At 39.3% G+C, this 26,516-nt stretch carries 28 protein-coding genes and 1 other annotated feature; of the genes, 6 read left to right on the plus strand and 22 right to left on the minus strand.

Annotated elements, in window-relative coordinates; translation table 11 throughout:
- Nucleotides 1-37 precede the first annotated feature (37 nt).
- The 4 genes from ACSVI6_RS05690 to ezrA all read right to left on the minus strand — a co-directional run bounded on the left by ACSVI6_RS05690 (nt 38) and on the right by ezrA (nt 7,211).
- Nucleotides 38-2,695: a valine--tRNA ligase gene (locus tag ACSVI6_RS05690; protein ID WP_491720614.1), complete on the minus strand. Its 2,658-nt coding sequence runs from the start codon at nt 2,693-2,695 to the stop codon at nt 38-40.
- A gap of 51 nt (nt 2,696-2,746) precedes the next feature.
- Nucleotides 2,747-2,961 (minus strand) — a binding site (T-box leader).
- A 48-nt stretch (nt 2,962-3,009) separates the two neighbouring features.
- Nucleotides 3,010-4,227 (minus strand): tRNA uracil 4-sulfurtransferase ThiI, encoded by a 1,218-nt coding sequence (gene thiI / locus ACSVI6_RS05695; RefSeq protein ID WP_491720615.1) that lies wholly within the window; start codon nt 4,225-4,227, stop codon nt 3,010-3,012.
- A gap of 10 nt (nt 4,228-4,237) precedes the next feature.
- Nucleotides 4,238-5,383, minus strand: a complete 1,146-nt coding sequence (locus ACSVI6_RS05700) for a cysteine desulfurase family protein (RefSeq protein WP_491720616.1) — start codon at nt 5,381-5,383, stop codon at nt 4,238-4,240.
- Between the two features lie 118 nt (nt 5,384-5,501).
- On the minus strand, nt 5,502-7,211 hold the full coding sequence (gene ezrA, locus ACSVI6_RS05705; protein ID WP_491719630.1) for a septation ring formation regulator EzrA: 1,710 nt from the start codon (nt 7,209-7,211) through the stop codon (nt 5,502-5,504).
- A 169-nt stretch (nt 7,212-7,380) separates the two neighbouring features.
- Here ezrA and ACSVI6_RS05710 point away from each other — a divergent pair, with 169 nt between their 5' ends.
- The 6 genes from ACSVI6_RS05710 (at nt 7,381) to ACSVI6_RS05735 (ending at nt 11,340) form a co-directional block, all read left to right on the plus strand.
- On the plus strand, nt 7,381-7,842 hold the full coding sequence (locus tag ACSVI6_RS05710; protein ID WP_491720617.1) for a GAF domain-containing protein: 462 nt from the start codon (nt 7,381-7,383) through the stop codon (nt 7,840-7,842).
- Between the two features lie 194 nt (nt 7,843-8,036).
- Complete coding sequence (gene rpsD, locus ACSVI6_RS05715) at nt 8,037-8,645, plus strand: 30S ribosomal protein S4 (protein WP_491716490.1); 609 nt, start codon at nt 8,037-8,039, stop codon at nt 8,643-8,645.
- A gap of 93 nt (nt 8,646-8,738) precedes the next feature.
- Complete coding sequence (locus tag ACSVI6_RS05720; RefSeq protein ID WP_491716491.1) at nt 8,739-9,215, plus strand: DUF1694 domain-containing protein; 477 nt, start codon at nt 8,739-8,741, stop codon at nt 9,213-9,215.
- 11 nt (nt 9,216-9,226) lie between these two features.
- The gene (locus tag ACSVI6_RS05725) at nt 9,227-10,510 is read left to right on the plus strand and encodes a replication-associated recombination protein A (RefSeq protein WP_491720618.1); all 1,284 of its coding nucleotides are present in this window, start codon (nt 9,227-9,229) and stop codon (nt 10,508-10,510) included.
- A gap of 13 nt (nt 10,511-10,523) precedes the next feature.
- Nucleotides 10,524-10,811, plus strand: coding sequence for a hypothetical protein (locus tag ACSVI6_RS05730; RefSeq protein ID WP_491716493.1), 288 nt, complete (start codon nt 10,524-10,526; stop codon nt 10,809-10,811).
- Between the two features lie 58 nt (nt 10,812-10,869).
- A complete protein-coding gene (locus ACSVI6_RS05735) occupies nt 10,870-11,340 on the plus strand; it encodes a universal stress protein (protein ID WP_491716494.1) in 471 nt (156 codons plus the stop codon).
- 46 nt (nt 11,341-11,386) lie between these two features.
- Here the strand turns inward: ACSVI6_RS05735 and ACSVI6_RS05740 are convergent, their stop codons facing one another.
- The 18 genes from ACSVI6_RS05740 to atpD all read right to left on the minus strand — a co-directional run bounded on the left by ACSVI6_RS05740 (nt 11,387) and on the right by atpD (nt 26,495).
- Nucleotides 11,387-12,280, minus strand: a complete 894-nt coding sequence (locus ACSVI6_RS05740; protein ID WP_491719633.1) for a helix-turn-helix domain-containing protein — start codon at nt 12,278-12,280, stop codon at nt 11,387-11,389.
- A gap of 48 nt (nt 12,281-12,328) precedes the next feature.
- The gene (locus tag ACSVI6_RS05745) at nt 12,329-12,910 is read right to left on the minus strand and encodes a DNA-3-methyladenine glycosylase I (RefSeq protein ID WP_491720619.1); all 582 of its coding nucleotides are present in this window, start codon (nt 12,908-12,910) and stop codon (nt 12,329-12,331) included.
- Between the two features lie 82 nt (nt 12,911-12,992).
- Complete coding sequence (locus ACSVI6_RS05750) at nt 12,993-14,111, minus strand: D-alanine--D-alanine ligase family protein (RefSeq protein ID WP_491716497.1); 1,119 nt, start codon at nt 14,109-14,111, stop codon at nt 12,993-12,995.
- 82 nt (nt 14,112-14,193) lie between these two features.
- Entirely contained in the window at nt 14,194-14,973 is a 780-nt protein-coding gene (locus tag ACSVI6_RS05755) for a hypothetical protein (RefSeq protein WP_491719635.1), read from the minus strand.
- Nucleotides 14,974-15,002: 29 nt separating this feature from the next.
- The gene (locus ACSVI6_RS05760) at nt 15,003-15,779 is read right to left on the minus strand and encodes a hypothetical protein (protein ID WP_491720620.1); all 777 of its coding nucleotides are present in this window, start codon (nt 15,777-15,779) and stop codon (nt 15,003-15,005) included.
- Nucleotides 15,769-16,647, minus strand: a complete 879-nt coding sequence (locus tag ACSVI6_RS05765; protein ID WP_491720621.1) for an ATP-binding cassette domain-containing protein — start codon at nt 16,645-16,647, stop codon at nt 15,769-15,771. Before ACSVI6_RS05765 ends, ACSVI6_RS05760 begins: the two co-directional genes overlap by 11 nt.
- A complete protein-coding gene (locus tag ACSVI6_RS05770; RefSeq protein WP_491716501.1) occupies nt 16,634-17,011 on the minus strand; it encodes a GntR family transcriptional regulator in 378 nt (125 codons plus the stop codon). The genes ACSVI6_RS05765 and ACSVI6_RS05770 overlap by 14 nt, the downstream gene beginning before the upstream one ends.
- Nucleotides 17,012-17,139: 128 nt before the next feature.
- On the minus strand, nt 17,140-17,964 hold the full coding sequence (locus ACSVI6_RS05775; protein ID WP_491720622.1) for a MetQ/NlpA family ABC transporter substrate-binding protein: 825 nt from the start codon (nt 17,962-17,964) through the stop codon (nt 17,140-17,142).
- 16 nt (nt 17,965-17,980) lie between these two features.
- A complete protein-coding gene (locus tag ACSVI6_RS05780; protein WP_491716503.1) occupies nt 17,981-18,673 on the minus strand; it encodes a methionine ABC transporter permease in 693 nt (230 codons plus the stop codon).
- The gene (locus tag ACSVI6_RS05785) at nt 18,666-19,700 is read right to left on the minus strand and encodes a methionine ABC transporter ATP-binding protein (RefSeq protein WP_491720623.1); all 1,035 of its coding nucleotides are present in this window, start codon (nt 19,698-19,700) and stop codon (nt 18,666-18,668) included. Before ACSVI6_RS05785 ends, ACSVI6_RS05780 begins: the two co-directional genes overlap by 8 nt.
- A gap of 313 nt (nt 19,701-20,013) precedes the next feature.
- Nucleotides 20,014-21,147, minus strand: a complete 1,134-nt coding sequence (locus ACSVI6_RS05790) for an FtsW/RodA/SpoVE family cell cycle protein (RefSeq protein ID WP_491720951.1) — start codon at nt 21,145-21,147, stop codon at nt 20,014-20,016.
- A gap of 115 nt (nt 21,148-21,262) precedes the next feature.
- Complete coding sequence (locus tag ACSVI6_RS05795) at nt 21,263-21,484, minus strand: DUF2969 family protein (protein WP_491716505.1); 222 nt, start codon at nt 21,482-21,484, stop codon at nt 21,263-21,265.
- A gap of 43 nt (nt 21,485-21,527) precedes the next feature.
- A complete protein-coding gene (gene yidD, locus ACSVI6_RS05800; RefSeq protein WP_491719639.1) occupies nt 21,528-21,803 on the minus strand; it encodes a membrane protein insertion efficiency factor YidD in 276 nt (91 codons plus the stop codon).
- A 24-nt stretch (nt 21,804-21,827) separates the two neighbouring features.
- The gene (locus ACSVI6_RS05805; protein WP_491716507.1) at nt 21,828-22,823 is read right to left on the minus strand and encodes a rod shape-determining protein; all 996 of its coding nucleotides are present in this window, start codon (nt 22,821-22,823) and stop codon (nt 21,828-21,830) included.
- A 119-nt stretch (nt 22,824-22,942) separates the two neighbouring features.
- Nucleotides 22,943-24,256 carry a UDP-N-acetylglucosamine 1-carboxyvinyltransferase gene (gene murA / locus ACSVI6_RS05810; RefSeq protein ID WP_491720624.1) on the minus strand — a complete coding sequence of 438 codons (1,314 nt, stop codon included), beginning with the start codon at nt 24,254-24,256 and terminating at the stop codon, nt 22,943-22,945.
- Nucleotides 24,257-24,270: 14 nt separating this feature from the next.
- A complete protein-coding gene (locus ACSVI6_RS05815; RefSeq protein WP_491716509.1) occupies nt 24,271-24,510 on the minus strand; it encodes a DUF1146 family protein in 240 nt (79 codons plus the stop codon).
- Between the two features lie 134 nt (nt 24,511-24,644).
- Nucleotides 24,645-25,067 (minus strand): F0F1 ATP synthase subunit epsilon, encoded by a 423-nt coding sequence (locus ACSVI6_RS05820; protein WP_491716510.1) that lies wholly within the window; start codon nt 25,065-25,067, stop codon nt 24,645-24,647.
- A 12-nt stretch (nt 25,068-25,079) separates the two neighbouring features.
- Nucleotides 25,080-26,495 carry a F0F1 ATP synthase subunit beta gene (atpD, locus tag ACSVI6_RS05825; protein ID WP_491716511.1) on the minus strand — a complete coding sequence of 472 codons (1,416 nt, stop codon included), beginning with the start codon at nt 26,493-26,495 and terminating at the stop codon, nt 25,080-25,082.
- Nucleotides 26,496-26,516: the final 21 nt, after the last annotated feature.

Here is a 26,516-nt window from a genome sequence, read left to right on the forward strand (position 1 = left end):
TCGACTGCCCGGGGCTTAGTTGCTAAATCATAATTAATTATTGTGCTTTTAAATCGGCTTGGCGTTGCTTGGTTGCAGCTAACTTCGCCTTGTTATCTTCTAGCTTTTCACGTTCTGAATTAACCACTGCTTCAGGGGCGTTTTGCACGAACCGTTCGTTCGCTAATTTCTTTTCAGCCCGTTGAACTTCAAAATTGAATTGTTCGATTTCGCCATCCAAACGCTTGATTTCATCGTCTAAGTTAACTAATTCTGCTAATGGGATGCTAACTTCAGCATCAGTCATCACACTCGTCATCGCTAACTTAGGCACTTGAACGTCACTACCGACTTCTAGGGTCTTAGGGTGACAGAAGCGTTCGATGTAGCCTTGGTTGCCTTCAAAAATGTCCTTTAGGTTTTGGTTATCAGTCTTAATTAAGATATCGACCGCACTAGACATTTTGGCGTTGGCTTCAGAACGAATATTTCTAACCGCCTTGATCAAATCAATGAGGCTATCCATATCAGCTTCTGACTTAGGATCATTAAAGTCAGGGTGATCAACTGGGTATGCAGCAACCACTAATGACTTGCCTTCATGTGGCATTGTTTGCCAGATGTTTTCAGTTACGAATGGCATGATTGGTTGTAATAACCGCAATGTTTGGTCTAAGACGTAGGCTAACACGTTGCGGGTGTTTTGCTTAGCTTCTTCATCGTCACCAGTAAGGGTTTCCTTACTCATTTCAATGTACCAATCACAGAAATCATCCCAGATGAAGTTGTAAAGGGCCCGACCAGCTTCACCAAAGTTGTACTTATCAAATTGATCAGTCACTTGGTTGACAAGGCCGTTTAGCTTACTTAGGATCCAGCGGTCAGCTAAGTTCCATTTGGCGGGGTCTGGTAATTCAGGCTTTTCCATGTCGCCTAAGTTCATGATAACGTAACGACTGGCGTTCCAGATCTTGTTGATGAAGTTCCAAGCGGATTCGATCTTAGCGTAACTGAACCGCACGTCTTGTCCTGCCGTAGAACCATTAGATAAGAACCACCGCAATGCATCGGCACCGTACTTATCGATCACGTCCATTGGATCGATCCCGTTACCAAGCGACTTACTCATCTTGCGGCCCTGTTCATCACGAATCAAACCGTGGAGTAAGACATCCTTGAACGGCCGACGACCGGTAAATTCAAGACTTTGGAAGATCATCCGAGAAACCCAGAAGAAGATGATGTCATAACCAGTAACTAACGTGTTGGTTGGGAAGTAACGCTTGAAGTCTGGGGAATCAGTGTCTGGCCAACCCATGGTTGAAAATGGCCACAATGCAGATGAGAACCACGTATCTAAGACATCCTTATCTTGTTCCCAGTTTTCGATATCCTTAGGTGCTTCTTCACCAACGTAGGTTTCACCAGTTTGCTTGTTATACCAAGCAGGAATCCGATGACCCCACCATAGTTGACGGGAGATAACCCAATCATGGATGTTGTCCATCCATTGTTCGAAGGTGTGTTCAAATCTTTCTGGCACGAAGTTGACCCGATCATCTGTTTCTTGATTCTTCAAAGCTTGTTCAGCAAGTGGTTTCATCTTAACGAACCACTGGGTCGAAAGACGGGATTCAACTTGGACCCCGGTTCTTTCAGAATGCCCAACAGCATGGACGATTGGGTCGACCTTTAGCATGTAGCCGCCAGCTTCCAAGTCATCAGTCATGGCCTTTCTAGCTTCGAATCTGTCCATGCCCTTGTACTTACCAGCATTTTCATTCATCGTAGCGTCTTCGTTCATCGTGTTGATCCGCTTCAAATCATGACGGTTACCAACGTTAAAGTCATTTGGGTCGTGGGCAGGAGTGATCTTCACCATCCCAGTTCCAAATTCCTTATCTACGTATTCATCGGCAATGATCGGAATTTCACGATCAACTAATGGCACTCGAATGTGCTTGCCAACGATGTCCTTGTAACGTTCGTCGGTTGGGTTAACGGCCACCGCAACGTCCCCAAACATCGTTTCAGGACGGGTGGTTGCAATTTCAATATAGTCCTTACCATTAAAATCAGTTCCGTCAGTGAATGGGTACTTAACGTGGTAGAAGGCCCCCTTGTCATCCTTATGGATAACTTCGATATCGGACAACGCAGTCCGCGCCTTTGGATCCCAGTTAATGATGTATTCACCACGGTAGATGAGCCCCTTCTTGTAGAGGGTCACGAACACCTTGCGCACGGCAGCTGATAGTCCATCATCTAATGTGAAGCGTTCCCGACTATAATCAAGGGAGAGGCCTAACTTACCCCATTGTTTCTTAATGGTGGCGGCATAGTCATCCTTCCATTCCCACACCTTTTCGATGAACTTTTCGCGTCCTAAGTCATATCTGGTGATGCCTTCGCTATTAAGCTTAGCTTCCACCTTCGCTTGGGTCGCAATTCCGGCATGGTCCATCCCTGGTAACCAAAGTGTGTCATAACCTAACATCCGCTTTTGGCGAATTAAAATATCTTGTAAAGTCGTATCCCAAGCATGGCCTAAATGCAGTTTTCCAGTAACATTAGGCGGCGGAATTACGATTGAGTATGGTTTTGCTTTTTGATCACCACTAGGTTTGAAGACATCTTCATCAAGCCATTCTTGGTATTGGCCATCTTCAACTGCATTATGGTCATACTTTGGTGGCATTTTAATATCCTTAGTCATAAAAAACACCTCATTTAATTTTAAATTTTGCAAACAAAAAAGCACTTCGTCGAATAGGACGAAGTGCTTCGCGGTACCACCTAAATTAAACCGATCAAATCGATTTCTCTCATGTGACAGCTTAACGGGGTCAACCGAATTTACCTACTAGGCTTCAGTAAATCAACTCCCAAGGTACCTTCATTTAAAATGGTGAAAACCCTCGCAACAATGCAGGTCTCTTTCTGGACACCAATTTAAATTACTCTCTTGTTCGCAGTATTTTACTTCTTGGTAACTATCATAATCAATCAGCGTCTAATCGTCAACTAATTTTATAATAATTCTGAAAATACATCTTGATTTTGGTTCAAGAATTCTTCGCCTGGCTTGATATCAGTGACCTTAATCCCAGCAATGGCCTTCTTGGTCAAAGCATCCACGTCAATATAGGTTTCATAATGACGGGTCTTTTCAAGGTCCGGCTTGGTTTTAGGCGAAGGCGGCGTAAAGATAGTACAACAATCTTCAAATGGCATGATTGAAAGATCGTAAGTACCAATTTTTTCAGCGATCCGAATAATTTCCGTCTTATCCATCGATACCAATGGACGTAACACGGGCAGGTTCGTAACGTCGTTAATAGCCATCATGCTTTCTAAGGTCTGGGAAGCTACTTGCCCTAATGATTCACCGGTAAAGACACCCTTGCAATGACGATTTCGGGTAATTTCAGAAGCAATCCTAAGCATCATCCGCCGTTGAATCGTCATCAAATAACTTTCTGGGACCTTTTCCTTCACCGTTTCTTGAACTTCCGTGAATGGCACTTCGATAAATTGGATATTACCACCGAACTTCGCAACTTGAGAAGTTAGTTCCTTGGCCTTTGCTAAGGCTTGGGGGCTAGTATATGGGGGGCTGAAGAAATGGATCATATCGACCTTGACCCCGCGCTTCATGGCTAGGTAGGTCGCCACTGGTGAATCGATTCCACCAGATAGCATCATTGTTGCTCGACCACCAGTTCCAACTGGTAGGCCTCCTGCACCCTTGATTGTTTCACTGGAGAGAAAGATTCCGTTCATCCGAATTTCCACTCGGATCTCAATGTCTGGTTGCTTCATCTTGGCCTTGATACCGTCAACGTTCTCGATGATGTAACCACCCATTTTATCGTTAATATCATAAGTATCTAGTGGATAGTTCTTGTCTTGTCTGATCGTGTTGATCTTAAAGGTCATGCCTGGTTGGTATTGGTCCTTGACCATTTGAAGAGCGACTTCTTTGGCATGGTCAATATCTTTATCCAACTTGATCGAAGGTGACAGGGTCTCAATTCCAAACACCCCTTCAAGCCGTTCAATTACCTTATCGTAATCCTCACCATGTAGATCCACGTGCAAGCGATCTTGTTGCGGATTAACATGGATATCCTTGAAATCATGCAACACATGGCGGATGTTCTTCCCTAGTTGCTTAATAAAGTCTTTTCGGTTCTTACCCTTGGTGGATAATTCACCGTATCTGACCATAATTTCACTATATTGCATTGGTACCTCCTTAGCTTAATTTGCTAAATTTCTTGTATAGTTGATCGAAAACGCGGTTAAATTCAACTGCTTCTTCGATTGTATTATTCGCATCCAATGACACACGTACCGCACTGGTACATAGTTCTGTTGGTTCTTGCATTGCAGTCAACGTGGCTGATGGCACGTGATCCTTTGAAGAACATGCACTCGTCGTCGAAATGTAAATATCATGGTCTTCGAATGCATGGACGATCGTTTCACCACGAACCCCTAAAATTGAGAAACACAGAATGTGGGAAGCAAAATTAGGTTGATTTTTAGAAAAAATCGTTACCTTATCAAAATCCTTAATATGATTATAAATCGTTGATTTAATATCAGCTTGTTTTTTGGCCTTGGCTTTTTCGTCGGTCAACAAGAGTCTGACCGCCTTAGCCATTGCAGCGATTGCTGGCAAGTTTTCAGTCCCACTTCTGAGGTTGTGTTCTTGGCCCCCACCAGTCATTAATGGCGCAATTTTCTTTCCAGCGCGCTTGTAGATAAAGCCAATTCCACGGGGGGCATGAAACTTGTGGCCGGAGAACGTGATAAAGTCAACGCGGTCATTCATGATCAAATCAGAAATGCCCTTTCCGATTCCCTGCACGGCATCAATGTGGTAATGAATACTAGGGTATTGCTTTAACACTTCAGCCGCCTCTTTAATTGGTTGAATCGTTCCAATTTCATTATTAACGGCCATGATCGACACTAAAATCGTATCCTTGCGAATTGCCGCTTTTAGATCAGCGATTGAAATCCGCCCCTCCTTATCAACAGGAAGGTAGGTAACATCATACCCTAATTGTTTGAGTTGTTCACAAGTTTCATGAATCGCTGGATGTTCAACAGCAGTCGTAATGATATGCTTACCAAACTTCCGTTTTTCAATGGCAGTCCCCTTTAAGACCCAATTATCACCCTCAGTTCCACCACTGGTAAAAAAGATTTCATTTGATTGAACACCTAATAAATCAGCAATTTGTTTGCGTGATTGATTCAATAAATTAAATGCTTCTTCACCAAAGCGATGTAAACTAGAAGGATTCCCCCAAATCTTATCACTTACTTGATCGTAAGTATTTAATACTGCAGGATCCACCTTAGTAGTTGCACTATTATCAAAATAAATCATAATAAACCTTCTTTTAAATTATTAGTCCGGCCAATTTAAAATTCTAACTTTATATTATAACAGAAAAAAACCATTTATGTTATTAGATTAACATAAATGGTTACTTTTAGTTAGCTAATTATTTATGACGATAATAAGCATCTTGAATTCTTTGATAAATCGAAGGATCGATCGTATTCAAAGCCGTTACGATTACGTTTAAACTTTCTTCGTACTGATACTCCCTATCGAATAAATAATGAGCCCGTTGACTTGCTTGTGCAATATCAGGATGGCTATTGCGATAGCGGTTCGCATATTGCATCATTTGCTCAGATAATACTGCGCTATCTAATAGCGTATTCGTTCGTTCCAATAAATTATCGACGTCGGACTTAATTACACTAATTTGCTCGTTGATGGTGTCCATACTAATTTTAGTTTGATTCATATCTTGGGATAGTTGTTGAATTTCGCGACTAACCAATGTATAGGCATCCATATAATCATCTGGAATCCCAGGCAAATTGAGATTTTCCATTTTTCGCTTCATGGTGTGCATTTGCAATTCAAAATTTTGGATGGCATTTACGGCCGCTTCTTCTTCTTCGTTTAAATTAGAAACGGAAGCGTCAATTTCTCTTTGTTGAGCCTCAATTTGACTTAACGCTTTTTTAGCATCACTAATGTGTTCCGAAATTTTAGAATAAACAGCATCATTATCAGCAATTGATTGTAAATCATTTTGATTCGTGATGTCGATTGCTTTGATTTGTTCTGCTAATTCACGGGTCGTTTCAATTTCTTGATGATCTAAATCATAGTTCTTATCAAGTTGTTTCAACTCACTCATCAAAGCAATATTTTGCTTTTGGGCGTGTGAAATAAACGCTGAAATAACGTCAATTTGTTTTTGGACGCGCTTTTTAGAAGTGATTTCTAATTCCATCGCATCGTAGAGTTGATCGATCATTTTATCAATTTGATGATTGCTGCTCTTAGTTTGGGCTAACTCTAAATCCTTTAAGTTATCTAAGCTCTTTTGAATTTGTTGATTAACAAATTCAATCGCTCCCTCAATGTTATCATCAGCAAAATGATACCCAGCAGCGACCATCTCTTGATGCCCCTGCTTAATTTCTGCAACTTGTTCTGGATACTCAGCGGTCAAACTTTTGTAGATCTTAGGAATTTCATCTAAAAAAGCCTGTAATTGATCAGTTTGCCCAGATAATTCTGGTAATTGCTTCTCAGCACTTTCATAATCACCAGATTCAGATAATTCCTTAAACTGACTAAACTTTTCTTCCGCCTTAGTCAAACGAATTTCCAAGTTGTCAGTAGTGGGACCATAAAGATAGTTCTTACTAAGCAATGTTGAATGCATCTGCTTGTATTTTTGATTCAAATCCTGAATGATTTTTTGATGACGCTTATCCAAATCCTTAATTTGAGCTAATCCCGCTTGAATCATTTGCACCCGCTGGGTAACATCACCGATCAATCGATTGATTGAATGGTAAATTTGATTCGTCCGTAAGAAATTCAAAGTCTTGCTAATCTTGATTGCTTCTTTTAGATGTTCAGTAATCGTAACGAAATCATCACTAATGATCTCTTTGTACCCTTCATCATATCCATTCAATTGCTCCAGGGTTTCTCCGGATAGATTCATTTTTTTAGCATCATCCAGTTCATCTTGAATTGGCACTGATTGAACCTGCTCGAACTTAGCTTCAAGCACCCTCATTTGTTTTAATATGTAATGTTGGTAAGCAACAATTGCAAGATAGATGACTAGGACTACCACTACAATCGCAACCAATATCCCTACAGCTGAATTTTCCATATACGCTCCCACACCTTTGTTAAACATAAATAGCCGTTTTAGTTTATTTCTCGTCCGTAAATTGATACTATTCATTATATTATAGCCAATATTGAGATAAAAATCACTAATCAATTAAAATTATAACATATGATATTTTTTTAAGTTTATTTTGGAGGAATTTAAAATAATGAGTTCTAAATCAATGCTTGTACAACAACTAGATGCACTATTAACTAACGAAACAGATTCCGTCGCCAACATGGCTAATGCATCCGCTCTTCTCTTCGAATCACTTGATCAGATCAACTGGGCGGGCTTTTATCGCTACGTCAAGAAGAACGATGAATTGCTGTTAGGTCCATTTCAAGGAAAGGTCGCATGCGTCCACATTCAAAATGGAAATGGGGTCTGTGGAACCGCATTCAAAAATAATGAAATTTTAAGAATTGCTGATGTTCATCAATTTCCAGGACACATTGCATGCGATGCAAATAGTAAATCTGAAATCGTGCTACCAATCAATTTTTCGAACGGTGAACCATTTGGGGTTTTGGACATCGATGCGCCAGTTGAAAATCGGTTTTCAGCTCAAGATGAGGCCGTCTTAAGCCAATTTGTAAGTACTTTTGCTGAACATTTGACAAAATAGTTAGATCCAGATACAATAGGTAATTGTGTAAAATAATGCAGCAGTACACGGTAAGCTCGTCAACATATTGTTGCCACTCTGGTTCAATAAGTAACCCTCCGGCTGCTGAGGTGAACATTGCAAAGCAATATGCACGAATACTAAGTGTATATACGGATTATTTTACTCCAAAAAATAATTGGAGGAATTTATTTATGTCAAGATATACAGGTCCAAGTTGGAGAATTTCTCGCCGTCTTGGTGTATCTTTATCAGGAACTGGTAAAGAATTAGCTCGTCGTCCTTACGCACCTGGTGATCATGGTCAAGGTCGTCGTCAAAAACTTTCAGAATATGGTACTCAATTACGTGAAAAGCAAAAGCTTCGTTACATGTACGGTATGACTGAACGTCAATTCTCAAACTTATTCGTTCGTGCGGGTAAGGTTAAGGAAGGAACCCATGGGGATAACTTCTTAATCCTTCTTGAACGTCGTTTAGATAACGTTGTTTACCGTTTAGGTTTAGCAACTACTCGTCGTCAAGCACGTCAATTAGTTAACCACGGTCACATTACTGTTGATGGTAAGCGTGTTGATATTCCATCATATGAAGTAGAACCTAACCAAGTGGTTGCCGTTCGTGAAAAGTCAAAAGACTTACAAATCATCAAGGATGCTGTTGAAGCCGTTGTTGGTCGTCCAGCATACGTTACCTTTGATGCAGATAAGCTTGAAGGTTCATTAAACCGTTTACCACAACGGGATGACCTTAACGCTGATATCGATTCATCACTTATTGTTGAATACTACAACAAGCTATAGGATGAATTTCGATTCAAAAAAGTGTTTCGCTTTCGCGAAACACTTTTTTTGTTATACAATCTAACTATCAAATAATTAAAGCGAGGGATTCAAATGTCAGATAATGATAACTCAGTAAACAATCGATTAGAGCAATCTTCAGTTGGTACTCCAAAATTAAATCCAGATGAACAAAGAAAGTACCTTGGAACATTTAGAGAACGGGTTTCTTTAGCAATCACCATTCAAGATCTAGGGACACAACAGGCCCAACAAGCCCTCCAAACTGAAATTAAGAACCATCCTGATTACCAAGTCTTGGTAAACGGACAGGCTGGCCAAGATGCCATTGGCCCCTTCATGAAGATTGCATCTCAAAACAACGTAAAATTCACAATTAGAAACGATTCGTTTTACTTCAATAAACCAGATAGTTACGGAGTCATTTATGCCGCTTCTGATGCAATCAACGTTAGCCCCGTTGAACTACGTCAAAAGTACCCTAACTTATTTAATTCCGAACAATCTAATAATAATCAAGATCAAAAACCAACTTCATTTATTGATAAAATTAAAAATCTATTTAAGTAGGAGGCCATTTTTTGCAGCAACCCTTAGCATATCGTATGCGTCCTCAAAAAATTGAGGACATTGTGGGTCAACAAGGCTTAGTTGGCCCAGGCAAAATTATCAGTCGAATGGTAAAAGCAAAGACCCTCTCATCAATGATCCTATATGGTCCCCCTGGTACAGGTAAAACCAGTATCGCCAGTGCCATTGCCGGTTCTACTAAATATGCATTTCGCAAACTAAACGCCGCAACTGATTCTAAAAAAGACCTACAAATCGTTGCCGAAGAGGCTAAAATGAGTGGCACCGTGGTTTTGTTATTAGATGAAATCCATCGATTAGATAAAACAAAACAAGATTTCTTATTACCACTCCTAGAGAGTGGGCGCATCATTTTAATTGGTGCTACTACCGAAAACCCATATATTAATATTAGTCCAGCAATTAGAAGCCGAACTGCAATTTTTCAAGTATACCCGCTCACCCCATCAGATATTAAAAGTGCGATCAATCGAGCATTAAATGATTCTGAGCATGGACTCGGTAAGTTATCGATTCAATTAGATGAAGACTCACTAGCGCTACTAACTACCGCTACCAATGGTGACTTAAGAAGTTCATTGAACGCTTTGGAACTAGCAGCTAATTCAACTGACCCTAGTAAAGATGGTATAATCCACATTCGATTATCAGACGTTGAGGATTGTTTACAAAAAAAGCTGCTCAGTGCTGATAAAAATGGAGATGCCCATTATGATGTTATTTCAGCATTTCAAAAATCAATCCGTGGGTCTGACGCTAATGCCGCTCTTCATTATGCAGCACGATTAATCGAAGCTGGTGATATCAACTCTTTAACGCGTAGATTAATGGTGATTGCATATGAAGACATCGGTCTAGCAAACCCACCATTGTGTGCTAGGACTGTAACGGCAGTGCAAGCAGTGGATAAACTCGGTTTACCAGAGGGACGGATTCCGCTTGCAGACGTTATTATTGAACTTTGCGTCTCGCCAAAATCAAATTCTGGAATCTCAGCAATTGATGCTGCTATTAAAGATGTTAAAAATGGTAACTTTGGTGAAATTCCACCCTACCTTAAGGATGCCCATTATCAGGGTGCTAAAAAGTTAGGCCATGGGCTTAACTACCAATATCCACATGATTTCCCTAGTGATTGGGTAAAACAACAATATCTACCTGATCAGATTAAAAACGCTAATTACTACCAACCAAAGGCTAATGGGAAATATGAAAGAGCCTTTGGTAATCAGTATCAAAAAATTCAGAATGCCCAACGTGGCTATCTGAAATAGAATGGAGAAATTTATGTTAGTCATCATCTTAACGATTATTTTTGCGGCACTTATGTTTGGAATTGGTATCTTTTTATTTAGACATCAAAACAAACCATTCTTAGTGTTCCATCCCGAAAGCATTCCCGCACTGAGTTTATTAGTAAAGGTTTTTGGGATCATTTTCATCATCTGTGGGGGATGTTTTCTAATTCCCCTCTTCATTGCTAATGATAAACTATTATTTTGGATGATGATCATTGCCTGCTTTTTAGTCATTGGTTTTCAGATTGCAATGGCACAATACTTTGGCAAAAAATAAAGTTGCTTTAGCTTGATTTAATTACTAACTAATTTAAAATATATTTGGAGGCGATAGTATGCTAAGTAACTACCAAAACATTTTAGTTCCTGTTGATGGTTCCAAGGAGGCTAAACTAGCTTTCGATAAAGCCGTTGCAATTGCTAGTGAAACTAAGGCTAGTATCCACATGGTCCACGTAATCGATACGCGTTCATTTCAAAATATTTCTAGCTTTGATAGCTCGATGATTGAAGAAGCAACCGAAAACGTTAAAAAAATCCTTGATGATTATCTAGATCAAGCCAATCGATCAGGAGTTACTAACATTGACTATTCAATTGAATATGGAGCTCCCAAAGTAGTCATCGCAAGAGAAGTCCCAGAAAGATACCATACAGATGTAATCATTATGGGTGCCACTGGTTTAAGTGCATTTGAACGGTTAATGATGGGATCAGTTACTGATTATGTCAGTAAAGCTGCTAACTGTGATGTTTTAATCGTTAGAACTGATCAAAATAACCAACCGATTAATAAAAAGAAATAACAATCATAAAAAATCACCTTCCTCGAACGTTCAAGGAAGGTGATTTTTATTTAATAACTTGATTTCTAAGCTGATGAACTTGATCAACAATGTGGGAGTCATCGTTGACATCTCCAAAATGATGGGCTCGATCTAAATAACTAATTGCTTTTTGATGCGCATTGGATGCAATCAAGCTCCGTGCCATTGCTAAGTTCAATGCTCCTAATTGATACATTGAATCTACAGAAAGCAAAAATTGACATGCCACTGTGCTTAAGAGCATTGCTTCATCGTATTTTAATAATTCATGGTGCAAATTAATCGCTTCAACGTAAATATTCACTAGTAATTTAAAATTTTTACGTAAGCTAAACTGATGCAGTTCAAGATATGCACGTGCTAATTCATTAAATTGATTTGCTTGATTTTGGTTTTTAAGCATCAAATAGGCCTTAGCAATTCCAATATGGGCCCAAGTTGTATAAAGGTTTTGTTTATTGATGCCACTATACTTGATTAACACTTCGTTAAAGTTTTTAATCGCAGCTTCATAGTCTAAGTTCAGCTTGTATTGAATATCTCCTAAGTAGCAATAATAGCGACATTTCAGTTCTCGATTGGCTAAGTTAGTAACATTAATTTGTTGGATCAACTGATCGGCATTAGCATACTGACGATTCCAAATAGCTGATTCAACTTTATCTAAGGTCTTGTTTTTAGTTTTTCCCTTTGTAATTACATCATGAACACTTAAGTCTAAGCGTTCACAAATTTTATAAATGGTGTCAATGCTCGGCGAAATATTTTTATTTTCAATCTGACTGATCAATCCCTGCGTACAAATCCCCTCGGCAAGTTCAGATTGAGAAATAGCAAGTTGTTTACGTTTTCTCCTAATTTGGCTACCTAATATTTTAATAGAGCCATTATCAATATTATACGTATTAATTGGTTCCATGAATGTCTCCTATTCCTTTTAGATCATCATAATATATATTAACTAAAATTAGCAATCTCTTTTATCAAAATTTATGATTTGTTGGTATCTAAAACACTTGGTCTCATGGTCATTAACGACCCCAGCAGCCTGCAAAAAAGAATACATCGTTGTTGGCCCTAAGCGCTTAAAGCCCAGTTGTTTGAACTGTTTAACGTACGGTTTAACAAAATCAGTTACATCTAATTCTTCAACAGTTTTTCTAAAATGATTTAGCGGTTTTTTATTGGTATTTTGCCACAAAAGATCAGAAAGGGATTGTCCAGATGTTGATAACGATTGCACGACCTTAGCATTATCGATCGTGGCTTGAATCTTCGCGCGATTTCTAATAATGGCTGCATCACCCATCAATCTTTCAAAATCATCATCACCATATTTACTAACCACTTCAAAATCAAAGTTAGCAAAATCATTGCGTAACGCCGCCCGCTTTTTTAGCACCGTCAGCCAACTCAATCCCGCTTGAAAAATTTCTAACGTCATTAACTCAAACAATTTTTGATCATCATACTCTGGGACCCCCCACTCAACATCGTGATAGACCATTAACTGCGGATCCTTTTGCGCCCATTTACAACGATATACCATTGCATTTGCCCCCTTTAATTTAGTCCCATATTATTAAATACGCTAATAATGAAAAAAACATCCAAAAATGGATGTTTTTTTACTATTTAGATAACTTTTCCTTCCCAAGGGGAGTAAAGTCATAATGGAGCTTTTGTCTTCTCGCATATTCAGCGAAGGCCAATTCAATTAAGCGATCAATTAATTCGGTGTAAGAAATTCCAGAAGCACCCCATAGTTGTGGATATAAACTAATGTTAGTGAACCCAGGAAGGGTATTAACTTCTCCCAAGTAAGGTTCTTCATCCTTAGAAACTAAGAAGTCGATCCGTGCCATTCCCTTTAAACCGAGTGCCTTATAGGCAGTCAATGCCATATCGGTAATTCGATTGGCTAGTTTTTCAGAAACTTGCACTGGGATATCGAACTTCACTTCACTGGCATCCACGAATTTGTTTTCGTAAGTATAGAATTCGTCGTTCTCTGGTACCCGAATCGCCCCTAACTTAGAAGCAATTGGCTTTTCGTTCCCTAAAATGGAAATTTCAAGCTCTTCAGGACCTTCGATGGCTTCTTCTGCCAAGACCTTGTAATCATATCTAAAAGCATCTGCTAAGCTAGCTTGGTATTCCTCAGCATTGTTCACCTCATGAATCCCAACTGATGAACCTTGGTTAGCAGGCTTTAAGAAGATTTTAGGACCAAGTTCTTTGGCCAGGCGGTCGTATGAATAGTCCTGTTCGTTATCAGGAGTCAATAAAACATACTTGGTATTTTGAACGCCGTAAAGGTTGAGCATCTTTTTAGTGATGTCCTTATCATAAGCCATTGCGGATTCCAAGATTCCACTGCCGACCCATGGCTTTTGCAGGAGTCTAAAGAGGCCTTGAATCGTCCCATCTTCCCCCAAATTTCCGTGAATTACAGGAAAGAAAACGTCTACATCCTTGATCTTACCAAGGTTAGCAATATTAGCCAATGGATCTGATTGGTCAACATTAGGCATTACAGATGCCACTACTGTATCTTCATCTTCACCATCAAAAACGCGATGGGAATCTTCATCGCTAAGGATATAGCCATCCTTAGTCACTAAGAATAAGCTGACTTCGTACTTATTCTTATCCATTGCATCGTAAATATTATGAGCTGAACGCTTCGAAACATCGTGTTCTGAAGAGTTACCCCCAAAGAGGAGTGCAACGTGCATTTTCTTTGTCATTTTTTTACCGTCCTATCTATCGTTCTCAGAAACTTCATTATAGCATATTAATTAATAGAATAGTTACGTTTCAGGATAATTTTTAGTTCCGATGGAGTTGTAAGTGACGAATAATAAACCGAATTAACAAAGTTAAAATGCCGTTCAGCACTAGTAATGTGATGATCAAATTAATTGGATTAGATGGTGCATCACGCCGATAGCCGAACAATAAATTAAAAATAGCTGTCAAAACATTATCAATAGTATCGGAGTCAATCGAATGGTTGGCAACGAATATTTCGATTCCAATTGCAGTAATGCTAAACAACGCAACCGTTACCATTACCCACCCGACAAAGAATAGAATCACAATCCACTTTCTAATTTTCTTAGAAAATAAATTGAAGAACGCTCCTAAAAATTCACCAATTGAAAGTAAAAAGTAGCCATATAGGATACTGATAATAAAAATAGTGATCACATTCAAAAAGCCAATTGAAAAGAAACCATTATATGAATTAAACGTATCGTCAATCAAACTAAAATTAAAAACCCGATTTAAAAATGCAATCACAACCGATAACGCAACAATCAATAACATATCATTCTTAAATAGTTGGGTTCTAGAAAAGCTGTTTTGAATTTTACTTTTAAAAGCTAAATCAAAGTTAATCCCAATAAAGACCGTACTAAGTAATAGTATCAATTCAGGAATTGAAGAAACATCATTCTTTGACAACCATAAGCCATGGCCACTAGCTAAACTAAATCCCCCAGGAATAATTAATTTAACTAATAATAGGCCCAAAATAAAACAACCCAAGTATTTTAAAAAGCTCTTAAGGTCAATTTTCAAACTCGCCTTTAATCGACTATCCATTATTAATCCCCCCTCTCTTTTTCGACACCCTAACTTCTGCGAACCTGGACGCGCAAGATAATAAAGCGAGCCAACCAAGTCAGCAATCCAGCACCCACCAACATCGTCACGATCATGTTGAGTGGGTTCCAGGCGCCGTGTTCGTTAAACCCAAATAATACGCTCATCGTTAATTTCAAGATGTTTTCAACCGTCTGAGTATCAATAACGTGATTCGAGACCAACATTCCAACTCCAAACGCCGCTTCATTAAATAAAGAGATACTAACGAACAAAAAGCCAGATACAATTAATATTGCAATCCAATTCCGTATTTTCTTCGAAAACAGGTTCAAAAACGCCCCTAAAGATTCGGCTGCAATAAATAATAAGTAGTTCCCTAAAAATGATATAATCAAAAGGGCTAAAAAGTTTACCAATGGATTCGTAAAAAAGCCATTGTAAGTAGGATTAGAACCCAGCCAACTTAGGTGCAAAATGCGTTCCAAAATGGTAACGAAAGCAGTAATTAATGTAATCATCCAGAAATCATTCTTAAAAATCTGGCCCCTAGCAAAACCATTTTGCACCTTCATCAAGAACCATTGATCAAAGTAACTAAAAATCAACGCTGCCGAAAATAAAAGCGGAAAATTAAAATAAGTTAGCATCGAGCGGATCGAAGGTGCATCACCACCGTCAAATAAATTGTCAAAGATTAAAAGGACAGCTAAAAAAGCGATAAATAATAAGGCCAGGAATCCAAAAACCTTTAAATAGTCCTTGATGCTCACGACGAGTAAGTCTTTCATTCGATTAGTCATCATTTTCTAACTCCCCCTTCCGTTTCGTTAGGTAGATGAACAGCGTTTGTAAATCCAGCCCTTCGATCTTGACCGTATCAGGAATCCGTTGGTCATCATTGAGTGGTCCGTAAACGTAGTTCGTCTTTAAGTTCGCCAATTGCTTAGTACCGATAACGTTCAACCCGGCACAGTACTCGTCGAGCTCTTTTTCCGGTCCCGTGATCGTATGGGCGTTCTTTAAAACCGATTCGTTGTCCCCACTCACGATTACATCACCATGGTCAATAATGGCAACGTCACTAACGATGTTGGCCACTTCGTCGATCAAATGTGTCGAGATGATGAACGTCCGTGGATGGTCACTGTAGGATTGAATCAATTCGGAATAGAACAACTCACGGTGGTTAGCATCAAGGCCTAATGTCGGTTCATCGAGGATCACCACTTCGGCTGGCACACATAGTGCAATAATCAGCTTCACGATTGAATGGTACCCGGTCGATAACTTGCCGAACTTAGTCTTAACGTTCACATCGAACTTATGGATCAACTCGTCAGCTAAGCGTTGGTCAAAGCCGTCGTAAACCGCAGCAGTCGTCTTGATGATGGTTTTGACCTTCGTTGATTCTTGGTACAAATTATCCTGACTCATCATAAAGACCTTGGACAACGCATCGCCGTTATCGTGCATCACGGCCCCATCCAGCTTCACCTGCCCGGAATTAGCAAAGATACGGTCGGTAACGATGTTCAACAAGGTACTCTTCCCTGCTCCATTCCGCCCCAATAAGCCGTAAATTTGATTGGATTCAAACGTTAAGTTAATATCATTCAATACGCTTTGTTTGTGAAAATGCTTGTTTAAATGCTCAATTTTAATCGTGCTCATTTTGATACCCCCGTTGAATTAATTTCAAAACATCATCTTGATTTAGCTTTAATTTATCGGCCTCATTAATTAGGTCTAAGATAAAATCGTCATAGAACTTAGCCCGCCGTTTTTCAACCACCTTTTTTTGACCGTCAATGGTAACGAACGTCCCCATTCCACGCCGTTTTTCTAATAGTCCTTCACTCACCAATATGTTCATCCCCTTTAATACCGTCGCTGGATTAATATGAAACTGTTTTGATATTTCAGTCGTCGATGGAATCTGTTCATTCTCGGGAAACGCTCCCGTAAAGATAGCATCTTCAATCTGGTTAGCCACTTGTAAATAAATCGGCTCTGCACTATCAAAGTCAAACTGCATTGATTCTCACATCCTTCAAAACTTCACTGTTAATAATCAGTTAATTACTTATGTAACTAACTATACATATAGATATTAAAAAAGTCAAACAAAAAAGGACTGGAAAAAATTTCCAATCCTTTTGCGTATTAATACTTATGAGCAGGAACAACCCCACCCTTATAGTGATCATAAATCCATTTTTGAACTGGTTTGGATTCCAGCACCTTCATTAATTTCTTAATTTGTGGTTTATTCCGATCTTCTTTTCTGACTACGACGATGTTATTGTATGGCGAATGTGGATCACTCTTTTGAAGCGCGATCGCTTGTTTCTTAGGATTCAAACCACTTTGCACCGCGTAGTTAGCGTTGATTGCGACCGCATCACCTTCACCGTTTTCATAGATCTCGGGAAGTAGCTTTGGTTCATATCCAGTCTTGAAATTCAAGTGCTTGGGATTGCTTACGATATCTGAGAAGTTCGCTTGTTCGATGCTAACGCCAGGTTTGATTTTGATTAATCCCGCCTGTTGGAACAATTGTAAAATTCTTCCATAATCAGGAGCGTTATTACTTACCAAGATGGTAGCGTTATCCTTTAAGCCCTTCAGACTTTTGACCTTCTTAGAATAAATTCCCATTGGTTCCAAATGAACGGCCCCCACATCAACTAAGTCGCCATTATTTTGCTTATTCCATTGATCCAAAAATGGAATCGTTTGGAAGTAATTGGCATCTAGTTCACCAGAAGCAAGTGCCTTATTTGGCAATACGTAGTCTTGGAAAACTCGGATGTTCAAATGAATCCCCTCTTTTTCCAATTCTGGTTTAATGTGATTCAAAATTTGGGCGTGGGGCACATTTGAAGCCCCAATGGTCAATGAATTTTTAGAATGTGTTTCACCGGGTCCAATCACTAGCAACGCAATAAACGCAATAATTAAGGAAAGAAAGAAACCGACTTTTTTCATTGTTGTACCCCCTTAATTATAGTCCTCGTTTATCAGTGCCCTTAACGAATGCATCCCCAACGTATTGCACAATAAAGACAAAAATCAAAATAATGACAGTTGCCACTAAGGTAATACTATTATTGTTCGATTGGAATCCATCAAGGTAGGCTAGGTTTCCTAAACCACCAGCACCGATGGCTCCGGCCATGGCAGTGTATGAAATCAATGAAATCGTAGTCACGGTCGCACCGGCAATCAATGCAGGAGTACTTTCTGGAATCAATACCTTCCAGATAATTTCCCAGTTCGTGGCTCCCATTGACTTCACTGCTTCGATCACGCCATTGTCAATTTCACGGAAGTTAGATTCAACGATTCGCGCATAAAATGGTGCTGCTGAAATGACCAATGAAGGAATTGCAGCGGTGGGGCCAATAATCGTTCCCACGATGTTCTTTGTAATTGGTAATAACAACACGATCAAAATAATGTATGGAATCGATCTAAAGATATTGACCAATACTGAAACTACGATATTCAATACTCGATACCAAAATCCCTTTTTATCGCGTGTTTCAAACAAGATGAGCCCCAATACGATTCCGATTACCGCAACTAAAATCATTGCCACTAAAGTCATCCAAATCGTTTCCCAGGTTGCTGCCCACATATTTGGCCAATTAACGTTTTTAAATTGAAAATAAGAACTTAACCCTTGATTACCCACGGCTAATGACCTCCGTTTCTACTTTTAATTCTTTAAAGTCTTGTAATGCTTTTCTTTGTTCTTCTGAATCACCAAGTAATTGAATGACTAATACCCCAATCGTTCCATTTTGAGTTGGGTGTAAAGCCCCCTCAATAATGTTAATTTCTAGGTTTGGCCGTTGTTTAGCAACTTGTGATACCACTGGTGATTGCGAACGTTCACCACTGAAGATCAACTTAATGATCGATCCATTTGGATAACGGCTCACTAACTCATCCAATGCCATCATCGTGTCGCTACCATCAGGAGTATCATTCTCACTAACGAAGCGCTTGGTAATTGCTTGCTTGGGATGATTAAAGATTTCACTCACCGTCCCGCGTTCTACGATCTCACCATTTTCCATTACGGCCACGATTTTAGCAACCTTTCTAATCGCATGCATTTCATGCGTAATTAGAACAATTGAGATGCCGAGATCCTTATTGATCTTAATCAATAGGTCTAAGATTTCATCGGTGGTTTGGGGATCCAAAGCACTAGTTGCTTCATCAGAAATTAAAATCTTAGGATCGTTGGCCAACGCCCTAGCAATCCCAACTCTTTGCTTTTGACCACCTGATAATTCTGAAGGATAGTCTGATTCACGACCCTTTAAGCCCACTAATGCTAGTAGCTTTTTGGCCTTTTGTTCACGCGTTGCCTTATCCACATGGGCGAGTTCTAGGGGTAACGTCACGTTTTCAATGATCGTCCGTGACCATAGTAGGTTAAAGTGTTGGAAAATCATCCCAATTTGCTTTTGTTGTTCTCGCAAATCACGCCCACTTAGCTTGGCAATATCATGACCATTGATTTCAACAGACCCTGTGGTTGGAGTTTCCAAACCATTTAACATTCTCACTAACGTACTCTTCCCAGCTCCAGAATAACCAATAATTCCAAAGATATCACCGTCGTCAATCGTTAAATTAACGTCGTTGACCGCCATTAATTGGTTGTTCTTAAGCTGAAAGACCTTTGATACATCTTTAAACTTAATCAACTTAATTTCCTCCTCAAATAAAAAAACTCTTCATCCTAGGGAAAGGACGAAGAGTTTTCGTGGTACCACCTTTTATTTACCACTACTTCGCAGTAGCAGTCTTAACAAGTAATTTTACTTAACGATATAATGGTCGTTAATCATTGACGGCTAATCGATCGACTCACCGTAAACTATTTTGTAAAGACCATCTTCAATGAATGCAACGCTTTCTCACATCGACCGAAAGCTTTCTGACTGTTTGCTAACCATTTACTCATCTTTAACTTACTAATTTATAGTATACAAATTAACTAATCTAATGTCAATCTAGTTATGAAAAATTCTTAGGCCGTCGACTGAACATATAGCTTCTATTATGGTATTGCATCGACATTATCAATCCAATTCCCATCATGTTACCAATCAACGAAGATCCACCCTGACTAATGAACGGAAGTGGAATCCCAGTCAATGGTAATAGTCCGATACTCATTCCAATATTTTCGAAAACGTGGAATAAGATCATCATGATAACCCCAGTCGAAATATATGCATAAAAAACGTTTCTAGTATCGAAAGTAACTCGAATCATTTGATAAATTAAGAGGAAGTAAATAAAAATTAAAATACAACCCCCAATAAAACCAAAGTTCTCTCCGATGACTGAAAAGATCATATCTGATTCACGAACTGGAACGTATACCTTAGAAACATTAAATCCAGTTCCAGTAATCCCCCCTGAACCAACGGCTTTAATACTTTGCCATAGTTGATAACCTTGGTTAGTGGTATCAGCAGAAGGGTTCAACCAACTATCAATTCGTTGGAATTGATAGAGTTGAAAACCAAAATGGGTCAATAAATTACGTCCTGGAGTGGAGGTCACTAACCACAATGTAGCCAATCCGACAAGTGCTCCCGCCCCAAATAGTGGCGCTAAAAGCTTCCAAGTAATTTCAGAAACAACCATAAACCCAACAAAGATGGCAACGAACACCAAAATAGTCCCAAAGTCATTTTGTAACTTCATTAAAATAACAATTGGTAAGGTCCAAAGAACCATCCGCCATAATAAAAGTAAATCGTTTTTGGGGGTATGGGTGTATTTATCATTATGTTCAACGGTTACCTTTGCCAGCATCAGAATATATGCTGGCTTCATTACTTCCGATGGTTGAAAAGTAAAGGGCCCAATTGCAAACCAGTTTTTCGCCCCCGTCTGTGCAGCGTACGCTCGACTATAGAAGAAGAGCACTAACACCAATAACGCAATTCCGAACCAATAAGCTAATGGTGCTAATTTCCAAAGTTGTTCAGAATCAAATTGCATGATCACGACTACAGCTACCGCTCCAATTGCATACCACAGAACTTGCGGAATCAACTTACTAACTACACTCGAAGAATTATTATCGTGTGACACGGCAACATAAATCGAAGCGATCCCAATTACCGCTAGAAGCATTACACTTAAAATGATTCCCCAATCAATTCGATTATCTCTATCGTTTTTGCTATTTTCATCATCAGTCCGATCCAATGAAATCAAGCCTCCTCGACTATCATATTGACGTTAATTATTAATGGTGTAAATTATACTCACTAATTAACTTTTCAATTCCTTCATCAACTGATTTTACAGGAAAGGTTTTTTTATGACGATAATCAGCTACAATTCCAGTATCTGAGGTTGTAATCTCACCAATAACGTCTGAATTAATTTTTAACGTTTGAATTAAAAATCCCTTCGAATTAGTTTTTTCAGTAATATTAACTTCAATATTTTGTTTCTTTTTACTCATGATATCCCCCCTAAAAAGAAAAGTAGTCGGATCACATGAGCGACTACTTTAAATTCATTGAACGCCGATATTCATCACGTGCGCGCTTATTTCTAAAAATTGTAAAGTACTTTGGAACGGGATCGTAACCACCCTTAACAAAGGGATTGCACCTTAAAATACGTGCCATCCCCATGATGATTCCCTTAAGTGCCCCGTGTTCCTTAATTGCAGTAATCGTATATGCAGAGCATGTTGGTGAGTAGCGGCAACTAGGCGGCAATAACGGTGAAATAATTTTTTGATACCCGCGCACCATCATAATTAAAAGCCTACGCAAATAAACACCTACTCTCTAATATAATTATTTGCTTTCAGTTTTATCAATATGTTCAAGCAGTGCTCCAGCACCCCTTGCAACGTTATCAAGTGGTTTTTCAGAAATAACCACAGGTACCGTTAAAGCATCTGATATTCTTTGATCAATTTTACGTAATAATGCACCACCACCGGTGAGCATTACTCCACGATCAACAATATCCGAAGCCAATTCTGGTGGGATCACCTCTAAGACGTCCTTTGCACCACTTACAATGGTATCAACGGCATCTGAAAGTGCATCACAGATTTCATTACTATCAATTGTAATCGAGCGTGGCATTCCAGAGAGTGCATCCCGTCCCCGCACTTCCATAGTGCGAATTTCATCTTTTTTATCCTTAACAGCAGTCCCGATCTCGATCTTGATGCGTTCTGAAGTATGATCACCAATAATCAAACCATGATTATCCTTAATGTAGCTAACGATCATATTGTTCATCTTATCACCAGCAATCCGAATCGAATTACTTGCAACGATATCACCAAGTGAAATGACTGCGATATCACTAGTTCCACCACCCATATCGATTACCATGTTTCCAAATGGTTGGAAAATATCCATTCCAGCACCGATTGCAGCAACCTTTGGTTCTTCTTCTAGATAGACCTTACCGCCACCAGATTTTTCAGCGGCTTGGATGATTGCCTTTCTTTCAATGTTAGTGATATTAGTAGGCGCACAAATCATAATTTTTGGTTTGGACATAACGCCCTTTACGTTCAATTTATTAATAAAATAAGAAAGCATTTTTTCAGTAACGTCAAAGTCAGAAATAACCCCATCTTTTAGAGGTCTGATGGCCCGGATGTTACTAGGTGTCCGCCCCACCATCCGATAAGCTTCGCTTCCTACTGATAATACTTTTTCAGTTTTAACGTCCACAGCTACAACTGAGGGTTCGTTTAAAACAATTCCCTTACCAACAACATATATCAAAACGTTGGCAGTCCCTAAATCAATGCCGATGTCTTTTGCCATCTTGCAATTTCCTCCTGAAAAAAACTTTTAATGCAACTAATTAATTATAGCATAGTTTATATTAGTTAACATATACAAAAAGGAGTTCTAAAGAACTCCTTTACAATTCAAAACAATTATTATCTATTTTCCTTAGTCCCTTGTTTTAAAATGATTTTACCATCTTCACTAACATTAATTCGCTTAATCTTAGCACCAAGAGCAGCTAATTTACCATGGAAGTTATAGTATCCACGGTCCAAGTACTGTAGATGACCAACAGTTGTAATTCCTTTAGCAGCCAATCCAGCAATTACCAATGCCGCACCAGCTCTTAAATCAGTTGCAGAAACTTCAGCTCCGTTAAAATCAGTTGGACCCTGCATTACGACGGTCCGACCATTAATTGTATAATGAGCATTCATCCGCCGTAGTTCCTCTAAATGCATGAAACGATTTTCAAAAACCGTTTCAGTCATCGTACTGGTCCCATTGGCTAACAATTGCAAAATTGTCATTTGCGGTTGCATATCAGTCGGAAAACCAGGATAAGGCATCGTTTTAACATCGGTCGGCTTTAGCTGCTTAGGACCAATTACCTCAATTCCTTCATCTCTTTCGATGATCGTAACGCCCATTTCACGCATTTTAACGATCAATGGCTTATTGTGTTCAGCAATCGCATCCAGAACCAAAACGTCACCTTGGGTGGCTGCAGCCGCCACCATAAAAGTCCCAGCTTCAATCCGATCCTGTACAACACTGTGTTCAGCACCGTGCAACTCTTTAACACCTTCAATTTTAAGTGTTTCAGTCCCAGCACCAACCACTTTTGCACCCATTAAATTAAGGAGCATTGCCAGATCAACAATTTCTGGCTCACGGGCAACATTGCGAATGGTGGTCTTCCCCTTAGCAAGGGTAGCAGCCATCATAATGTTTTGAGTAGCACCAACACTTGGAAAATCAAGGTAAATATCACTACCGACAAGGCCGTCCTCAGCAAAAGCTTCGACATACCCGTCATGTTGTTCAATCCGAGCCCCTAATTTTTCAAACCCCTTTAAATGTAAATCAATTGGTCGCGATCCAATCGCACAACCACCTGGTAGGGCAATCTTTGCATGACCCAAGCGGGCTAATAATGGACCCATCACAACAATTGAAGCTCTCATTTTTGATACATATTCAAAAGGTGCTTCTGATGAAATATTCTTAGAAGCATCCAAAATAATTTGATTTTTATTTTTATTGAATTCAATTTTAATGTTTAAAAAACGAAGGACTTCGTTCATTGTATATACATCTGATAACAATGGAACGTTATCGAGGGTTACTCTATCTTTACTAGCGAGGATCGAAGCAGCTAACAAAGGCAAAACAGCATTTTTAGCACCTTCGATATGTACTTCACCAGTTAAACGATTGCCACCCTGCACAACAATCTTATCCAAAACAACAAAACCTCCTAGAGCAATTTAGTGAAAGCGGACAAGCCTAAAATCGCATTAATAATGTCGATAAAAAATGAACTACAGATGAATCCAACAACTACGGATAACATCACGATCATCATTTTTGCTTGTGGTTCATGCATCCTAATGTATCGCTCAATGTGAATATCTTGAATCCACCAAAAAGCAATTGAAATAAAAAACAAATGACTAACAATTGTTACAATTGAAATAATCAAACTAGAATGTACCATAAATCCGACCTTCCCTATTTCACTACTATATCACATTTTATACTAAATATCTTTTATATTCCTTAATTGTAACATAGCAAAAAAAGAGACCACAAAAGTTATTACTCTTTTGCGATCTCTTTTATTAAAATTTATTAATGACGAGCAACGTGAATCCGGTTGACGGCACGTTGTAAGGCAATTTGACTACGGGTAATAGTCTGATTGTCATGTTTACTTTGTGCTTCTTCCAGTCTTTGTTTAGCCCGATCACGTGCCCGTTCAGCACGTTCAACATCAATATCGCCTTGCTTTTCAGCACTATCGGCAATAATGGTTAAAACGTTATTGGAGAATTCAACAAAACCACCATTAACGGCAATTTCATCTTCTTTACCATTATCGTATTTAACTCGCGCTTCGTCTACTTCTAGAGAAGCGATAACAGGAAGATGGTCATGCATAATCCCAAGTTCACCAGTTTTGGTTTTAACAATTACTAGATAAGCTTGGTCATTTTGATAGACCATTCCATCAGGAGTAACGATACTAATGGTTAATACTGAGTTATCAGCCAATTAGAACCCTCCTTAGTTGTTAGCGTTTGCCTTCATCTTTTTAGCGTTTTCTTCAACGTCTTCGATTGGACCACAGTTTCTAAATGCATCTTCTGGGATGTCATCGTATTTACCATCTAAGATGGCTTTGAAACTGTCAACAGTCTTTTCGACAGGAACGTACTTACCAGGAAGACCAGTAAATTGTTCAGCAACACTAAAGCTTTGTGATAAGAAGAATTGAATCCGACGAGCACGGTTAACGATCGTCTTTTCTTCATCTGACAATTCATCCATCCCTAAGATAGAGATAATGTCTTGTAGTTCACGGTATCTTTGAAGTACTTGTTGAACTTCATTGGCAACTTCATAGTGCTTTTGACCAATAATAGCAGGGTCAAGTGCAGAAGAAGTAGATGCCAATGGATCCACGGCTGGATAAATCCCTTGTTGAGTTAATGAACGCGTCAAGTTAGTAGTGGCATCCAAGTGAGCAAAAGTAGTTGCTGGAGCAGGGTCGGTATAATCATCGGCAGGAACATAAACAGCTTGGATGGATGTAATGGCACCCTTCTTAGTTGATGTGATCCGTTCTTGTAATTGACCCATTTCAGTAGCTAACGTTGGTTGATAACCAACGGCTGATGGAATCCGTCCTAGCAAGGCAGAAACTTCCATTCCGGCTTGGGTAAATCTGAAGATGTTATCGATGAACAATAGCACGTCAGAACCCTTAGCATCACGGAAGTATTCAGCAATTGTTAAACCAGTCAAGGCAACCCGCATACGGGCACCAGGTGGCTCGTTCATTTGTCCATACACCATGGCAGTTTGCTTAAGAACACCCGAACCCTTCATTTCGAAGTACATATCGTTACCTTCACGAGTCCGTTCACCAACACCGGTGAAAACAGAAATTCCGTTGTGTCCTTGAGCAATATTATGGATTAATTCTTGAATTAAAACAGTCTTACCAACACCGGCACCACCGAAAAGTCCAACTTTACCACCACGAATGTATGGTGCTAATAAGTCGATAACCTTAATTCCGGTTTCAAGCACTTCAGTTGAAGTACTTAATTCGTCGTATGCTGGTGCGTCTCTATGAATTGGCCAACGTTCAGCGTCTGGACCGAATTCAGGGCCGTTATCGATTGTATCACCGAGAACGTTAAAGACCCGACCTAAAGTATCGTCACCAACAGGTACTGAAATTGGGGCTTCAGTATCTTCGACTTCCATTCCACGACGTAAACCATCGGTTCCGTCCATGGCAATGGTCCGAACAACACCGTTACCTAATTCCAACATAACTTCAGTAACTAAATCTTTATCATCATTACCACTCTTAATCTTAAGGGCAGTATTGATATCAGGTAATTTAACATCCGCAGGGAATTCAACGTCAATAACTGGTCCGATTACTTGGATAACTTTTCCAGTACTCATTATTCGTTAATTCCTCCCATA

The sequence above is a fragment of the Nicoliella sp. ESL1106 genome, from assembly GCF_058509965.1.

Bases quoted from the DNA above. Each gene is read 5' to 3' on its own strand.
- ACSVI6_RS05775 (WP_491720622.1), bottom strand. From the start codon at position 17,964: ATGAAAAAAGTCGGTTTCTTTCTTTCCTTAATTATTGCGTTTATTGCG.
- ACSVI6_RS05770 (WP_491716501.1), bottom strand. From the start codon at position 17,011: ATGCAGTTTGACTTTGATAGTGCAGAGCCGATTTATTTACAAGTGGCT.
- ACSVI6_RS05805 (WP_491716507.1), bottom strand. From the start codon at position 22,823: ATGGCAAAAGACATCGGCATTGATTTAGGGACTGCCAACGTTTTGATA.
- ACSVI6_RS05700 (WP_491720616.1), bottom strand. From the start codon at position 5,383: ATGATTTATTTTGATAATAGTGCAACTACTAAGGTGGATCCTGCAGTA.
- ACSVI6_RS05755 (WP_491719635.1), bottom strand. From the start codon at position 14,973: ATGGATAGTCGATTAAAGGCGAGTTTGAAAATTGACCTTAAGAGCTTT.
- ACSVI6_RS05730 (WP_491716493.1), top strand. From the start codon at position 10,524: ATGTTAGTCATCATCTTAACGATTATTTTTGCGGCACTTATGTTTGGA.
- ACSVI6_RS05750 (WP_491716497.1), bottom strand. From the start codon at position 14,111: ATGACAAAGAAAATGCACGTTGCACTCCTCTTTGGGGGTAACTCTTCA.
- ACSVI6_RS05710 (WP_491720617.1), top strand. From the start codon at position 7,381: ATGAGTTCTAAATCAATGCTTGTACAACAACTAGATGCACTATTAACT.
- ACSVI6_RS05740 (WP_491719633.1), bottom strand. From the start codon at position 12,280: ATGGAACCAATTAATACGTATAATATTGATAATGGCTCTATTAAAATA.
- rpsD (WP_491716490.1), top strand. From the start codon at position 8,037: ATGTCAAGATATACAGGTCCAAGTTGGAGAATTTCTCGCCGTCTTGGT.
- ACSVI6_RS05690 (WP_491720614.1), bottom strand. From the start codon at position 2,695: ATGACTAAGGATATTAAAATGCCACCAAAGTATGACCATAATGCAGTT.
- ACSVI6_RS05760 (WP_491720620.1), bottom strand. From the start codon at position 15,779: ATGATGACTAATCGAATGAAAGACTTACTCGTCGTGAGCATCAAGGAC.
- thiI (WP_491720615.1), bottom strand. From the start codon at position 4,227: ATGCAATATAGTGAAATTATGGTCAGATACGGTGAATTATCCACCAAG.
- ACSVI6_RS05735 (WP_491716494.1), top strand. From the start codon at position 10,870: ATGCTAAGTAACTACCAAAACATTTTAGTTCCTGTTGATGGTTCCAAG.
- ACSVI6_RS05790 (WP_491720951.1), bottom strand. From the start codon at position 21,147: ATGCTTCTAGCGGTAATTGGGATCGCTTCGATTTATGTTGCCGTGTCA.
- ACSVI6_RS05795 (WP_491716505.1), bottom strand. From the start codon at position 21,484: ATGAGTAAAAAGAAACAAAATATTGAAGTTAATATTACTGAAAAAACT.
- ACSVI6_RS05765 (WP_491720621.1), bottom strand. From the start codon at position 16,647: ATGAGCACGATTAAAATTGAGCATTTAAACAAGCATTTTCACAAACAA.
- ezrA (WP_491719630.1), bottom strand. From the start codon at position 7,211: ATGGAAAATTCAGCTGTAGGGATATTGGTTGCGATTGTAGTGGTAGTC.
- ACSVI6_RS05815 (WP_491716509.1), bottom strand. From the start codon at position 24,510: ATGGTACATTCTAGTTTGATTATTTCAATTGTAACAATTGTTAGTCAT.
- ACSVI6_RS05720 (WP_491716491.1), top strand. From the start codon at position 8,739: ATGTCAGATAATGATAACTCAGTAAACAATCGATTAGAGCAATCTTCA.
- atpD (WP_491716511.1), bottom strand. From the start codon at position 26,495: ATGAGTACTGGAAAAGTTATCCAAGTAATCGGACCAGTTATTGACGTT.
- ACSVI6_RS05745 (WP_491720619.1), bottom strand. From the start codon at position 12,910: ATGGTATATCGTTGTAAATGGGCGCAAAAGGATCCGCAGTTAATGGTC.